Raw genomic sequence first — 14,002 nt, forward strand, 5'->3', positions numbered from 1 at the left:
TTTAAAGTTCATCCTTATGAAAATGAGCGTGAGCGTTGAACCGCTTTTTCTTTTACTTCAACAGGTACAGGCTCTGCGTCAACTTTTTTCTGTTTTCTTAATTTTATACGTTCCCATACGTCTAATGCAACATTGCTCCATTGAACAACTTGAGCAACAGTTTCTTTATTTTCTTCTACTTTCTCTGAAACGCTTGATGATACGCTTTTAATAGACTTATTTAGGTCTTGGATTGAGTCACCTACGCCTTTAACAGAATCCACCACTGTGTTCAGCGCTTCGGATTTACGCTGAATATCTTCAGCTAACAGATTAGTCTTATGTAAAAGTGCAGTTGTTTCGGCTGTGATTCCTGTCATTTGCTTTTCTACACCGTCTAAAGTACCTGCCACTGAATTTAATGTGTGCTGAACGGATTTCAATGTTTTGGACACGGAAACCACCAGGTAAAAAATCGCAATGGCAACAATAGCAGCGCTTAAATAAAGAATAATAACCATCTGTGCAAGGCACCTCCTATTTTCTTCTCTCTTGTTATAACTACTTTCCCAATTTTATAAACAATTAAACCTTCTATTCCCTATAGACTCTTTAACTTTACCATATTCTCTCTGCCTTTATTCAGAAAAAGGGAAGATTGTTACATTATTTCGCGATATATGAGTTATTTCCCTTCCTAAAGAAAAAAAGGATTTTAAAGCATAAAAACAAACAAAATAAGCTCAGTGGGGTACAATAGAAAGTGAATCACCAATCATTGTTATTTTAAGGAGGCACTATTTATGAAAGACCCTAGAATTGCGACATTAGCTAAAAATTTAATTAATTATTCTGTTCGCCTTCAAAAAGGAGAAAAAGTATTAATCGAAAACTTTGGACTTCAGCGCGAACTTGTGACAGCACTTGTAGATGAAGCGTACAAGGCGGGTGGCTATCCATTTGTACTGCTAAAAGATCATTCCGTAGACCGCGCTCTTTTAAACGGTGCACAAGAAGAGCAGTTCAATATGATGGCAGACTTCGAAGCAAATGTGATGAAAGAAATGAATGCTTATATTGGCTTGCGTTCTGGTTCAAACATTTTTGAACAATCAGATGTTCCGGCAGATAAAATGAAAATCCAAGGAAATACGATCGGTAAAAAAGTACATAGAGAAATTCGCGTTCCAAAAACAAAATGGGTTGTTCTTCGCTATCCAAACGATTCAATGGCGCAGCTTGCTAAAATGAGTACAGAAGCATTTGAAGATTTTTATTTTGATGTATGTAACTTAGACTATGGCAAAATGAGCAAAGCGATGGATGCTTTAGTTGAGCTCATGAACCGTACGGACAAAGTGCGTTTAACAGGTGAGAATACAGACTTAACGTTCTCTATTAAAGATATTCCTGCAGTGAAGTGTGCCGGGGAAATGAATATTCCGGACGGTGAAGTATACACGGCTCCTGTACGTGATTCTGTAAACGGAACAATTTCTTACAACACTCCTTCTAACTATCAAGGCTTTACGTTTGAGAATGTATCCTTAACATTTAAAAACGGTAAGATTGTTGAAGCAACCGCTAATGATACAGAACGCATCAACGGCATTTTTGATACGGATGAAGGCGCACGTTTTGTTGGCGAATTTGCGATTGGCGTAAATCCATATATTCAACATCCAATGCAAGACATTTTATTTGATGAAAAAATTGACGGAAGTTTCCACTTCACTCCTGGCGAGTGCTACGAAGATGCGTATAATGGAAATAAGTCAAATATCCACTGGGATATGGTGATGATTCAGCGCCCAGAATACGGCGGCGGTGAGATTTATTTCGATGACGTGTTAATTCGTAAAGACGGGCTATTTGTCATTGAGGAATTAAAAGCGTTAAATCCTGAAAATTTAAAATGAGTTTTGAAATAAAAAAAGGCACTCTCCTGAGTGCCTTTTTTTTATGATACGGTTTGCTGATATAGTTTTTCAAACTTTTGAATGTCTCCAGCACCCATAAATACTAATACAGCTTCATTATGGTCTTTTAACGATTCAATTGTTTCTTCATTAATTAATTCAGCTCCGCTGATTTTGCTTCGTAAATCTTCAATTGATAATTTACCTTGATGCTCACGAGCTGATCCAAAAATGTCACATAGATATACTTTATCAGCGTGCTGTAAGCTTGCTGCAAAATCCTCTAAGAACGTTTGTGTACGCGTAAAAGTATGCGGTTGGAAAACAGCCACAACTTCACGGTTTGGATACTTTTGACGAGCAGCTGAAATCGTTGCATTAATTTCCGTTGGATGGTGTGCATAATCATCGATTAGCACTTGTTTGCCAACGTTCTTTTCACTGAAACGACGCTTTACACCTTGATATGTTTTAAAACGCTCTTGCAGCACAGCAACGTCAATTTCTTCATAATGACAAAGTGCAATAACAGAAAGTGCATTTAAGATGTTATGGTCGCCATACCCTGGAATTTCAAATGATGCGTGGAATGTATTACGAACGAACACATCAAATGTTGTGCCTGTTGTGCTTTTTACGATATTACGTGCTTGGAAATCATTTTCTTCGCCTAATCCGTAATAAAGAACAGGTACCTTCGCTTGAATTTGCTGCAGATGTTCATCGTCACCACAGGCAATAATTCCTTTTTTGACTTGAAGTGCCATCTCTTGGAACGCGCTGAATACATCGTCGATATTGGCAAAATAATCAGGGTGATCAAAATCAATATTCGTCATAATTGCATAGTCTGGCGTATAAGATAAGAAGTGGCGGCGATATTCACATGCCTCAAACGCAAAATACTTGCTGTCTTTTACACCTTTACCCGTACCGTCTCCGATTAAATATGAAGTAGGTTCAGCTCCTTGAATCACATGCGCTAACATACCCGTTGTGGATGTTTTTCCGTGTGCTCCTGTTACGGCTACACTCGTATACTGTTTCATAAAGTCACCTAAGAAACGGTGATAGCGTACAAGCTTGACTCCTTCTTTTGAAGCTGCTTCTGCAATTTCTTCATGCGTATCAGGAAAAGCATTTCCTGCGATTACAGTCATGCCGTCTTTAATATTATTTTTATCAAATGGTAAAACAGGAATTCCCTGCTGTTCTAGTGCTTTTTGCGTAAAAATTTCTTTTTCAATATCCGATCCTTGAACTTGAAAGCCCATATCGTTTAGGATTTGCGCAAGCGCACTCATTCCTGTTCCTTTAATACCTACAAAATGGTAAACTGTCATATAAAGAACCTCCAACATTCGTCTATCTGTAAGACAGTATATGACGGTTATCTAGAATTGCTCTTACAAACGTATATAAATGTCGTTTGATTGCTGATTTCACGATAACATTCGTACATTATATCACTTCTTATAACATAACTCCATGACTCCATTTCTACTCTCTTGCCTTGCGAAACGGCCTTTTATTTTGGCTTCATCACATAGTATATAGCCTGCTGTTTTAAAAACGAGCGCCATGTCATTGCATTTTTTTTGTCATTATATTGCGTTACTAACTGTTCAATGCGTTGTTTATGTCCTAAAAAGAAAGAGTCAATTAACACGTCATATCCGATTGATTTTATTTTTCGAATCCAAATTACTTGTTGTTCCTCTAAATTTGCAAATCTTCCTCTTACATCTTTGATGATAACCTGCTCATTTGTCAATGGGGTATATCCTTTTAAGAAAAACGAATTAGGTACTTTAGACACAATAATTGGCTCTAGTACACTCGTCAAAAAAAAGGCTCCTTGAATCAAAAACGACTCTGTTTTCTGCTTCGCCTGATCAGCTAAAAAAAGCTGCAGCAGGGTTTTCCCCTGAATGGTTACATATTCAAATGCAAACCACTGAAAAAATAATTGTTCATGGGAATCAGACAGAGGCGCCTCATGAGGCAAGTTTACTAACTCTTTAAATAAATGTGAAGCCCGCACTTTTTCTCGTATATTCGTATAGCGGTTCACAAAAAAGAAATATTGATTGTAAAAGTCGCAAATAGCATTATCAGACTGAAGCTGCTTTTGTTCACGAATTTCATTAAAGTTAATCAGTTCATGATTTTCTTCTGTCATTACTCTTCACTCGTACTCTAATTATTTTAGTTTGTCCTCTTTATACGCCTTCAGCTCATATGTTTCTGCTGGTGAGAAATGATAGCAAACTATCACATGCTAAAAAAGCAAAACACACATTATCCTTACATATAGTAAATCATTTTACTAGTTCTGACAAACCTTTTCCTTTTTTTCTTGATGGATTTCTTCCAAAATCTCTACTCAAATTCTGTATAAACGAACTTAAAGCAAAAAAACAAGAGGCCACGGATACAGTGACAGAGCGTTAGCTCACACAATGCTGTATTCTGCTGATTTTGCATAGCCTCTTTTTTAACCTACATGTAGAAAAACAGCTTAAAATGTAGAAGTGGCTGTTTGACTTTCCATTTCCTGAAGCTCGTTTTCGGTAATGAGCACATCTCTCGGCTTGCTTCCTCTTGCTTCTGAAATAATTCCTTGCTGCTCCATCATATCAATTAGGCGCGCTGCGCGATTGTACCCCATTCTGAAGCGTCTTTGCAGACTGGAAGTAGATGCACCGCCTTGATCTAGCACAAACTCGCATGCTTCATAGAAAAGCTCATCTTCTTCATTTGAAGCAAAGCTTTGCTGCTTTTTCAACAAATCTTCTTGATCAAATAAGTATGTTGGCTTCATTTGTTTTTTGACATGATCTACAACGCGGTCAATTTCTTCATCTGAAACAAAGTTCCCTTGAATTCGAACGCTTTTAGAAGAGCCGTTTTCAAGAAGCAGCATATCACCTTTACCTAGTAGCTTCTCTGCTCCCCCTGTGTCGATAATTGTACGTGAATCAACTTGCGAAGAAACAGAAAATGCAATACGCGTTGGCACATTCGCTTTAATTAAGCCTGTAATCACATCTACGGAAGGACGCTGCGTTGCAAGCAATAAGTGAATGCCACATGCTCTTGCCTTTTGTGCAATACGGCAAATAGCTTCCTCTACTTCCCCAGGAGATACCATCATTAAGTCGGCAAGTTCATCAATAATAATAACTAGATATGGCAGCTCCCCGCTTTTTTCATTATGTTCTTTTACACGTTCGTTGTATTTTGTAATATCACGTACGCCCGCATGTGCAAACAATTCATAACGGCGCTCCATTTCCTCTACTGCCCATTTTAAAGCTGTAGTAGCTGCTTTAGCATCCGTGATAACCGGGCTGACTAAATGCGGAATACCGTTGTAAGGAGCTAGCTCAACCATTTTAGGGTCAATTAACATAAGCTTGACTTCGTGCGGCGCAGCTTTATAAAGCAAGCTGACGATAATAGTATTAATACACACGCTTTTACCAGACCCTGTCGCTCCGGCAATCAAACCGTGAGGCATTTTATTCAAGTCAGTCACAACCGGCGTTCCTGAAATATCTAACCCTAACGCCACCGTTAAAGGAGAGTTATCTTTTCTAAAAGAAGGATGCCTCAAAATTTCACGAATTAACACCGGCTTACTTTGACGATTTGGCACTTCAATTCCAATCGTATTTTTCCCTGGAATTGGCGCTTCAATTCGGATATCACGCGCGGCTAGGCTCAGTTTAATATCATCTGTTAAATTCGTAATTTTGTTCACTTTCACACCGGGTTCAGGATGTACTTCAAATCTGGTCACGGTAGGACCTTGCGTGACGTTTACGACCTTAGCTCGAACGTTAAAGTTTTTTAATGTCATATCCAAAAGCTCACGCTGCTCATCCGCCCATTGATTATCTTCTTCAATAGCAGCTGGAGGAATGTTAAGCAAGTTCATTCCAGGAAATGCATAAGGAGAAGAAGCCTTTACATTTACAGGTTCTTCAGCTTTTAACGAAGCCTGTGGAACCGCTTCTTTGGTTTTTTCACCGTGAACTTCTTCTTGCCTACTTACTTCCGTTTTTTTTTGCAGAGCTTCTGCCTCCTGCCTTTGGTATGAACCTTGAGACGGCTGACTTTTTTCTCGAGCGTTGTTATCCATCTTTGTGCGGTCTTTTTTCAGCATCATCACGTTAAAAGGCACTAATCGCTTACCGCGAGCTCGTTCAGCATTTCCTGGCTGTTCTGCAGGTACAAGAGGTTCTACAGCTGACTCTTGCTGTACTTGTTCTTGTAACTCTTGACTTTCCTGCATACTGCTCTCTTCCTCTTTTATCACCGAATTTTCAAGCTCTTGGTGAACAACAGCCGATGCCGCTTCTGGTTGCCATTCATCAGCTGCGGGTTGCGATGAATTTAAACTTTCAGAATTCAGCTCATGTTCTGCTTCCATATGAACACTGTTTGCTGGCTCTTCTAGAATGACGTCACTTTCTTTCTCAGCAGCTGGAGCTTCTTCTTTCTTTCTAGGCTTTAGTGCTTCTACTTCTACTTCTTCTGCTGCTTGTAAAAACACTGCGCTTCCGTCCATCAACGTTTCTGCTTCTACTTCTTCAGTCTCATTTCCTATCTCTTGTTGGAGAGAAACTGATGATTCAGACGGGCGCGGTTCCTCTGAAATTGTAACTTCTTCGGCCGCTGTCATACCTTTCGCTAAATCCCAGTCAAGAGTTCTCTCTTGTCCCACTAACGGTTCGACCGCGTGTGATTCTTCAAAAGTTGGCACCTCTTCCTGTTCTTTTACGGCTACTGAAGAACTTGGCTTTTCTTCAGGAAATGATAGCTTCTCTTTTTGATTTTCCTCATATTGCTTCCACTGAGCAAAACGCTGAGAAGACAGTTGCATCATTTCTTCTGTTTCTTGAATCGGTGATTCTTCGGCTATAGGCTTAGAAACTGGTTTTCTTAACGGCTCTACAACAGCTGTATTCATCGCTCGTCGGTAAATTTCATCTTCAAACGCTGCTTTTGATAACTGTGTACTCGGAAGCTCATATTCTACTACTTCCTCACTTCCATTTTGTACAACATTAGAAGGCCGCTTATTAAACCCATAGACAGGTGAAGGAATTTCAGTCGGACGAAACGGACGTTTTCTTACTTGCGGAACCGCTTCTTTCTTTTCAGATACCGTTTTTAACGGCTGAGATACTGACTTAGGCTGCGTTAGCGCCGACTTGCGAGCAGGCTCTTGATAAAACGGAGCCGGTGCCTTTTTTGCTACAGGCCTTGGTTCATTTTTAGGAACTGCTGCCTTTTTTGCTTCTCCCGTATCATCAATTAAAGGAAAACGAAACGTTCCTTTTGGATATTGATAAGCTACTTTTGTATGAACATCTTGCTGCTCTTCACTGTAACTCCGCTTTTGCGTTCTGGCCGAGTGTGGAACAGAAGGTTTTGGCGCTGCTTTCATCACTGGCTTTTGATGAACTGACTGCATTTGTTTAGGCTTAGGAGCCTTCTTTTTAGGAATTGTTTTTTCTCTATTTAAAGGGTATTCTTCCGTTGTATTTCCATGTTCGTCTACAACGATTTCTTTCACTTCGTATCCTAGTAAATAATCCATTACTTTTCGTACAAAACCCATTTTTATCACTCTTTCTATCAGACTATCTTACTTCGTTTAGCCTCTTATACCGCAGTGCTGCGATATCTACAAAAAGCTATCCATGCATCCTTTATTTACCTTTGGCCTCAAAGTATTCTCTGAGATGGATATATATACTATCTTTTCATTTATCATTCTATCACGTATGCTTGAACTCTTACTATAAAATCTACTATTTTGCTTCCCTTATTTATACAGTAAAATTCCTCTTTGCAAAAATATTTTTTCGCGTCTAGTTAGCACTCATAATTAAACGCGAAAAAAGCCACTAGTATATACTAGTGGCTTTTAATTTTATCAAACCTTTTTAAGAATTGACAATTGCTTTTCAGCAACTGTAACGCTTTGAAATATACGTGTAAAAAAACATCATGCTTTTGCCCTATAAATCAGTATGGCACTCTGCTTTTATGCTTGAAAAGGTTGACCTACTTCATATTTATCTTCAAGTACTAAAATCCCTTTTTCTTGAGGAGCGTTCGGAAGCGCCAGCTCTTTAGCAGAGCAAATCATACCTGAAGAAGGTACACCGCGCAGCTCTGCATCTTTAATGATCATACCACTTGGCATAACCGCTCCTACTTTTGCTACCACGACTTTTTGACCTGCGTCTACATTTGGTGCTCCACACACAATTTGAAGTGTTTCTGTGCCAACATCTACTTTACAGATGTTCAACTTATCTGCATTTGGATGCTTTTCTTTTTCTTGAACATATCCCACTACAAATTTAGGAGATAAATCCACTTCAAGTTTACCTTCAAAACCGCTTTCGCTAAGTACATGATTTACTTCTTCCACCATTTCTTCTGTTAATTCAAGAGAACCATTTCCCTCTACTTTTAACTTAGAAGAAGCATGAAAGATGTTATAGCCAGCTGTTGTATTTGATTTTTGATCAAAGATACGCACAACGTCGCCTTTTGTTTCAAACGTACGATTTTCAATTGCGATATCTTCTAGCTTGACGATTAACGTATCGCCGATACCTTCTTTATTATAAAAAAGATTCATAATTAGTCCCGTCCTTTACTTCGATTTTTTCCTAGAATAAAAATAGGTTCTAGCTCACCGTTTTCGTATAAAAATGAAAGAGCTGTGATGGGTACACGTCCACTTGCAAAAAAGCTCATGGTCATTTGCGCAAGAATATCATAACCCGTTTCGTTTTGGATATCAGCTAGAATCAGCACATCTTGATGAGGTACTGCTACAGCCATTGTGCCCGAAACACTAGAAGCAAAATCTTGCAAAAATGCCTCGTTAAGAATTCGGCTTGCATCGTATCCATCGTTCTGATTTACAAAATAAAAGTCATTGCCTGCTACCGTATCTTTTTTATGTGAAATCGGCAAAGAGCGAAGATTAAATTTAGCCATTTCCCGCACTGCGGATAGATCTAAATCTTCCTTACGAATTAGTTTCTCATCTAATAGACGATATGTATTGCCTAAATCAAGCGCATAATAAATGCGTGTTTCAGCTGTATGTTCATCATAAATCAACGGCACGTCTTCATTCGATTTATCTGGAAAAGACGTTGAGCGAATAACTGGATAAATGCGCTTTTCTTTTCCCGTTACCTGCTGTTCATCGTTCATAACACGAAGAGCTTCTTTTATATAATATACCATTTCATCTAGAGCCGCTTCCTTTTTTTCTTCCCATTTTGCAATTAGCCCAGGTAAAGAAATGGTTACACCTTTTTTCGTTTCCTGATGTTCAACGCGCAGCGTATCTTTTTCACGATCAAATAAAAATGACCAATCCGCACCCGTTAATCGCTCTTCTAGTAGTTTTCTCATCTTTTGACTATTCATTTTCGCCATATTTACGCCTCCTTTTCTCATTTTTATGTATGAAGACTGATAGCTGTAGATCGCTATCAGTCTTCACTTGATTTATGCATTTAAGCCGTTAATAAACTCTTCAATTTCTTCTTTTGTTTTACGATCTTTGCTGACAAAACGCCCTGTTTCTTCTCCGTTGCTGTAACCAACAAAGCTTGGAATTCCAAAGATGCTTAATTCTGCACAAAGATCAATAAAGTCGTCACGATCGACATAGTGAAATGTATACTCGCTATGATTGGCCTCAATTTCTGGAAGCACAGGCTCGATTACTCGGCAATCTGGGCACCAGTCTGCTGAAAACATCATGATATGTTTTCCTTCTTTAATGATTTCTTTGTATTGTTCAATTGTTTGCATTTTTTCCATTTTTCTTCCTCCACTTTTTCTTTGACTTTCGTATTTAAACGGCTAAAGCCCTATACATTATTTAATCCTTCTACATCAAAACATAGTATATGAGTTGTTGCAACTATCATACACTGATGCTTTTCTATTATAAAGGGTTACAAAGAAATTTCCTATTGAACAGCTTGATTTGTCCTAAAATCCAGCTGTCCTTTTAGCATTAAAACAACCTGATAAAACATAGCAGTCCGATCTAAATTTCCATTGGTGAAAATACCGATTGCTCCTTCTTTTTTTCGAATATTCTTTTGGTTTGTATACACTTCCATAGCTTCGGCTAATTCTTTTTTATCATGACGAAGCATACCGGCTACCGCTTCAGGAAGCCGAATACGAGCTCCTCCACCTAAAATCGGTTCAAGGTCCTTAGAGGTAACAAGACTTCCCCAATTGCAAAGGAATAAGCCATAAGGTGTTTCCTGCACCCCTCCTTCAAGCCCAATACCAATATCAGCACCTGCCTCTTTGACAGCAGCACGCGCGCGGTTAACCGCTCCTTGGATGGTTTCTTCGTCAGAAAAAGGCTGTGGCGACACCCCAGACTGCACGGCTACCTCTACATATGTAAAAGTATCTCCAAATACTTTTTTTACTGCATTTACTTTTGTTGGATTTTTCGTTCCGATTGCAATTTTCATTTTTTTCTCCTGTCATTATGAAACAAAGCAACCGCAAAAGCAGCTGCTTTGTTCTTTTTTATCCGTTTTGCTTAATCGTATCGAGCGTTGTTTGGTCTGTAGAACGTACAAGTTTGACTAGTAATTCTTTTGCGGCTGCATAGTCATCTACATGAATCATAGACGCATGAGTATGAATATAACGTGAACATACGCCAATTACCGCAGAAGGAACTCCATTATTAGAAGTATGAACGCGCCCTGCATCAGTACCTCCTGGAGAAACAAAGTATTGATAAGGGATGCTGTTTGTCTCAGCTGTATCTAAAATAAATTCTCTCATTCCTCTATGTGTGACCATCGTACGGTCAAAGATACGAAGTAATACGCCTTTTCCTAATTGTCCAAACGCATTTTTATCGCCTGATGTATCGTTAGCTGGACTAGCATCTAGTGCATAAAACAAATCCGGTTTAATCATATTCGCAGCTGATTGAGCACCGCGAAGCCCTACTTCTTCTTGCACAGTAGCTCCAGAATATAAGATATTTGGCAATTTTTCATTTTTTACTTCTTTTAATAATTCAATCGCAAGTCCGCACCCATAGCGGTTATCCCATGCTTTTGCCAGTATTTTCTTTTCATTTGACATTGGCGTAAACGGACAAATCGGTACAATTTGATCGCCAGGACGAATGCCCATTTCTGCTACTTCCTGCTTGCTATCTGCGCCCACATCAATCATCATATTTTTAATGGCCATTGGCTTGTTGCGCTGTGATTCGTCTAATAAATGGGGAGGGATAGAAGCAATTACGCCGGTGATAGGACCTTTTTTGGTAACAACATGGACGCGTTGAGCTAGCAGTACTTGACTCCACCATCCTCCTAGAGTTTGAAAACGAAGCATTCCTTTATCTGTTACAGACGTAACCATAAATCCTACTTCGTCCATATGTCCTGCTACCATTACTTTAGGACCTTTTTCTTCATTATAGCGCACGCCGAATAAACTTCCTAACCCATCTTGAATGACTTCATCTACAAGGGGTTCAATTTGCGAGCGCATAAATGAACGTACTTGATGTTCGTTTCCAGCGGCACCTGGTAACTCCGTTAATGTTTTAAATAGAGATAGCGTTTCATTGTTCATATATACTCTCCTTTATGTATCATTTTCTTTATTGTATCGAAAACCGGAAATAGTTGCTAGTTCTGTCCTTCTCTTCTATAACTCAACTTAACAAAGCATTCGACAATTTGATATAATGATGAAAACATATCCTTAAAAAGCAGGTGAATAACGTGAAATGGACTCAACTAATAGCAGGAGCTGCAGTCGGATTTGCAAGCGCTTATATTCTTCAAAAAAGAAAGTCGTCAATTTCCTCATCGGAAGCCCTTACGATTGTTAAAAGCGCTTTTAAACAAAATGGGGCAATCGACGGCTCATGGATTGAAACAACGACTAAAGTCATTCAAAAACATGGTCTCTCTTTTTATGGTTATACAGGTGGAATTATCAGAACACGTGATGCAAAACAGGAACATTACGAGTTTTTCATTGATAAAAAAAGCGGTTCTATTATTGAATTGACGCTGAATGCATCCGTTTAATTTCGTCAACTATTTCTCCTTTATTATCCCATTTTACAGCTCGATAAAAAGCATCATGATAAAAACTTAGCCAAGCTTGATTCTCATAGGCATAAGCTAGCCACTGCTGCTTTTGTTCAATCGAAGTCATTGGATAATCATCATATGCCATTACCCATAAGACATTTTGATGTGCATGTGTTGGCAAAAGATCGCCCATATGCACTAAGATGTCATTGTTTCCTTTTAATACAACTACAGCATGACCATCGCTGTGACCGCCGGTATGATGAGCCGTTACTCCAGGCACAATTTCATCTTTGTCGCTAAATGTTATTACTTGATGCTGAATAAATTCCCAATTTTGTTTCCAATACGTATTTTTAGAACGTATATTAGGATTTCTCATTTCATTCCATTCGATTTCACTAACAAAGATTCTTGCATTTGGAAAAGCAGAGGAAAAATGTCCGTTGCTACTTTTTGTTAAGCCTGACACATGATCAAAGTGAAGATGCGTCATAATGACGTGAGTAATATCTTCGCACGTAAACCCTAACTTTTGTAAATCTTCAGCAATAAATGATTCTTCTGTTACACCAAAATGACGCTTTTTTTTCTCATCCAACATGCCATTCCCTATGCCTGCATCAATTAACATGAGGTGTTTTTCAGTTTGAACGAGCAAAGGATCCGTCCTCATTGGAATTCGATTTCCTTCTGAGATAGGATACTTTTTTGTCCAAAGCTCTTTTGGAACAACACCGAACATTGCTCCCCCGTCTAAATGATTATTCCCTCCACGAAGCCATGTCACTTTTAATTCGCCTATTGTTAACGTTTCCATTTTACACCTCCATTATATTCCTTTTTATTTTATCACTATCTCCTTCTCTTTTTGAACAAAAAAAGACTGAGGAACTCAGTCTTTTTCGTTCAGGTATTTTACTTCACAGCGGTAAATGCGGCTGCCTTTTTGTGAAAATTTCTCTTCATATTCCGTCATAACATTGCCTTCAAAATCGCTTTTATGCAAATCTAAGCTAATGTATTTGAGTAGAAGCCCATATTCTGAAAAGCTTGTCAATGAATATTCAAATAGCCCTTGATTATCTGTTTTAAAGTGAATTTCTCCACCATCAACCAGCAGGTTTTCATACATGCTTAAGAACGTTTTGTATGTTAAACGGCGTTTGGCATGTCTCTTTTTTGGCCATGGATCAGAGAAATTGAGATAAACGCGATCCACGTCATTTTTTGCAAAAAACTCACTAAGATGGTTAGCATCTACATTCAACAGCTTTAAATTTGGAAGCTCTTCTTCAATCAAACGTTCTAGAGCACTTAAGATGACACTTTCATACATTTCAATTCCAATATAGTTGATATGCGGATTTTGTTTAGCCATCCCTACTAAAAATTGGCCTTTCCCTGTTCCTACTTCAATATGAAGAGGATTTTCGTTCCCAAAAACCTCTTTCCAGTTCCCTTTATACTCTGCTGGGTTTGGAACCACGTATTGGGGATTTTCAGCAATTTTATCTTTTGCCCAAGGTTTGTTTCGTAATCTCATGTTGCACCTCTTTAATGTATTTTGACGCATTGAAAATGTCGGTTATTCGAAACAACCGACATTCTCATGCATAATTGTGTTTAGATAGAAAAAAATAAGAGCATCATACGAGAAAGGATGATGCTTAATGCCTTTAAATGCCGAACACCAAATGAATATATTAAAAGATATTTTATCTAATCATCAAAGTGATTGCTGCGGAACGGTTGCGGAATGTGAACAGGTTGAACGTTTAATTCAATCAATGTTAGCAAAAGGATACGCTAGCACAGACGTACAAGCAACACTACAAAACGTGTATAAATACACGCAAGATGCAAAAAGTGCTGCTCATTTAGACGAACATATTCAAACCAATCAACAAAATTTATCACAATGGGTCCAAGAACTATCTACCTTGTCATAAT

General features: G+C 38.5%; 14 protein-coding genes. 3 read left to right on the top strand and 11 right to left on the bottom strand.

Annotated features, from left to right (window positions below; genetic code table 11):
- Positions 1-14: 14 nt before the first annotated feature.
- Positions 15-500, bottom strand: a complete 486-nt coding sequence (locus MKY06_RS24550) for a DUF948 domain-containing protein (protein WP_013059497.1) — start codon at positions 498-500, stop codon at positions 15-17.
- Between the two features lie 282 nt (positions 501-782).
- Here MKY06_RS24550 and MKY06_RS24555 point away from each other — a divergent pair, with 282 nt between their 5' ends.
- Complete coding sequence (locus MKY06_RS24555; RefSeq protein ID WP_013085232.1) at positions 783-1,898, top strand: aminopeptidase; 1,116 nt, start codon at positions 783-785, stop codon at positions 1,896-1,898.
- Positions 1,899-1,939: 41 nt separating this feature from the next.
- Here MKY06_RS24555 and murC read toward each other — a convergent pair whose 3' ends face one another.
- From murC to MKY06_RS24595, 8 genes are all read right to left on the bottom strand, one after another.
- On the bottom strand, positions 1,940-3,241 hold the full coding sequence (gene murC, locus MKY06_RS24560) for a UDP-N-acetylmuramate--L-alanine ligase (protein ID WP_013059499.1): 1,302 nt from the start codon (positions 3,239-3,241) through the stop codon (positions 1,940-1,942).
- A 185-nt stretch (positions 3,242-3,426) separates the two neighbouring features.
- Positions 3,427-4,080, bottom strand: a complete 654-nt coding sequence (locus tag MKY06_RS24565; protein WP_013059500.1) for a hypothetical protein — start codon at positions 4,078-4,080, stop codon at positions 3,427-3,429.
- A gap of 339 nt (positions 4,081-4,419) precedes the next feature.
- Positions 4,420-7,530: a DNA translocase FtsK gene (locus MKY06_RS24570; RefSeq protein WP_289920067.1), complete on the bottom strand. Its 3,111-nt coding sequence runs from the start codon at positions 7,528-7,530 to the stop codon at positions 4,420-4,422.
- A gap of 429 nt (positions 7,531-7,959) precedes the next feature.
- Positions 7,960-8,565 carry a YtpR family tRNA-binding protein gene (ytpR, locus tag MKY06_RS24575; RefSeq protein WP_013059502.1) on the bottom strand — a complete coding sequence of 202 codons (606 nt, stop codon included), beginning with the start codon at positions 8,563-8,565 and terminating at the stop codon, positions 7,960-7,962.
- A 2-nt stretch (positions 8,566-8,567) separates the two neighbouring features.
- Positions 8,568-9,371 carry a DUF1444 domain-containing protein gene (locus MKY06_RS24580; protein ID WP_013059503.1) on the bottom strand — a complete coding sequence of 268 codons (804 nt, stop codon included), beginning with the start codon at positions 9,369-9,371 and terminating at the stop codon, positions 8,568-8,570.
- A gap of 81 nt (positions 9,372-9,452) precedes the next feature.
- Complete coding sequence (locus MKY06_RS24585) at positions 9,453-9,770, bottom strand: thioredoxin family protein (protein ID WP_013059504.1); 318 nt, start codon at positions 9,768-9,770, stop codon at positions 9,453-9,455.
- 152 nt (positions 9,771-9,922) lie between these two features.
- Positions 9,923-10,447 (bottom strand): DUF84 family protein, encoded by a 525-nt coding sequence (locus MKY06_RS24590; RefSeq protein WP_025601895.1) that lies wholly within the window; start codon positions 10,445-10,447, stop codon positions 9,923-9,925.
- 58 nt (positions 10,448-10,505) lie between these two features.
- Positions 10,506-11,579: a M42 family metallopeptidase gene (locus MKY06_RS24595; protein ID WP_098399843.1), complete on the bottom strand. Its 1,074-nt coding sequence runs from the start codon at positions 11,577-11,579 to the stop codon at positions 10,506-10,508.
- Positions 11,580-11,731: 152 nt separating this feature from the next.
- Here MKY06_RS24595 and MKY06_RS24600 point away from each other — a divergent pair, with 152 nt between their 5' ends.
- Positions 11,732-12,043, top strand: a complete 312-nt coding sequence (locus tag MKY06_RS24600; RefSeq protein WP_013059507.1) for a PepSY domain-containing protein — start codon at positions 11,732-11,734, stop codon at positions 12,041-12,043.
- On the opposite strand, the gene MKY06_RS24605 is transcribed toward MKY06_RS24600, so the two are convergent.
- Both MKY06_RS24605 and trmB read right to left on the bottom strand, forming a co-directional pair.
- On the bottom strand, positions 12,012-12,869 hold the full coding sequence (locus tag MKY06_RS24605; protein ID WP_098450033.1) for a YtnP family quorum-quenching lactonase: 858 nt from the start codon (positions 12,867-12,869) through the stop codon (positions 12,012-12,014). The genes MKY06_RS24600 and MKY06_RS24605 overlap by 32 nt on opposite strands.
- 75 nt (positions 12,870-12,944) lie before the next feature.
- Positions 12,945-13,595 carry a tRNA (guanosine(46)-N7)-methyltransferase TrmB gene (trmB, locus tag MKY06_RS24610; protein WP_013059509.1) on the bottom strand — a complete coding sequence of 217 codons (651 nt, stop codon included), beginning with the start codon at positions 13,593-13,595 and terminating at the stop codon, positions 12,945-12,947.
- Between the two features lie 127 nt (positions 13,596-13,722).
- Here trmB and MKY06_RS24615 point away from each other — a divergent pair, with 127 nt between their 5' ends.
- Positions 13,723-14,001, top strand: coding sequence for a YtzH-like family protein (locus tag MKY06_RS24615; RefSeq protein WP_013059510.1), 279 nt, complete (start codon positions 13,723-13,725; stop codon positions 13,999-14,001).
- Position 14,002 lies beyond the last annotated feature (1 nt).

Source organism: Priestia sp. FSL P4-0332 (assembly GCF_038005845.1).
Lineage (GTDB): Bacteria > Bacillota > Bacilli > Bacillales > Bacillaceae_H > Priestia.

What these genes read in the sequence shown, in the direction of transcription:
- MKY06_RS24550 (WP_013059497.1), bottom strand. Translation starts at nt 500, where the DNA reads ATGGTTATTATTCTTTATTTAAGCGCTGCTATTGTTGCCATTGCGATT.
- MKY06_RS24555 (WP_013085232.1), top strand. Translation starts at nt 783, where the DNA reads ATGAAAGACCCTAGAATTGCGACATTAGCTAAAAATTTAATTAATTAT.
- murC (WP_013059499.1), bottom strand. Translation starts at nt 3,241, where the DNA reads ATGACAGTTTACCATTTTGTAGGTATTAAAGGAACAGGAATGAGTGCG.
- MKY06_RS24565 (WP_013059500.1), bottom strand. Translation starts at nt 4,080, where the DNA reads ATGACAGAAGAAAATCATGAACTGATTAACTTTAATGAAATTCGTGAA.
- MKY06_RS24570 (WP_289920067.1), bottom strand. Translation starts at nt 7,530, where the DNA reads ATGGGTTTTGTACGAAAAGTAATGGATTATTTACTAGGATACGAAGTG.
- ytpR (WP_013059502.1), bottom strand. Translation starts at nt 8,565, where the DNA reads ATGAATCTTTTTTATAATAAAGAAGGTATCGGCGATACGTTAATCGTC.
- MKY06_RS24580 (WP_013059503.1), bottom strand. Translation starts at nt 9,371, where the DNA reads ATGAATAGTCAAAAGATGAGAAAACTACTAGAAGAGCGATTAACGGGT.
- MKY06_RS24585 (WP_013059504.1), bottom strand. Translation starts at nt 9,770, where the DNA reads ATGGAAAAAATGCAAACAATTGAACAATACAAAGAAATCATTAAAGAA.
- MKY06_RS24590 (WP_025601895.1), bottom strand. Translation starts at nt 10,447, where the DNA reads ATGAAAATTGCAATCGGAACGAAAAATCCAACAAAAGTAAATGCAGTA.
- MKY06_RS24595 (WP_098399843.1), bottom strand. Translation starts at nt 11,579, where the DNA reads ATGAACAATGAAACGCTATCTCTATTTAAAACATTAACGGAGTTACCA.
- MKY06_RS24605 (WP_098450033.1), bottom strand. Translation starts at nt 12,869, where the DNA reads ATGGAAACGTTAACAATAGGCGAATTAAAAGTGACATGGCTTCGTGGA.
- trmB (WP_013059509.1), bottom strand. Translation starts at nt 13,595, where the DNA reads ATGAGATTACGAAACAAACCTTGGGCAAAAGATAAAATTGCTGAAAAT.
- MKY06_RS24615 (WP_013059510.1), top strand. Translation starts at nt 13,723, where the DNA reads ATGCCTTTAAATGCCGAACACCAAATGAATATATTAAAAGATATTTTA.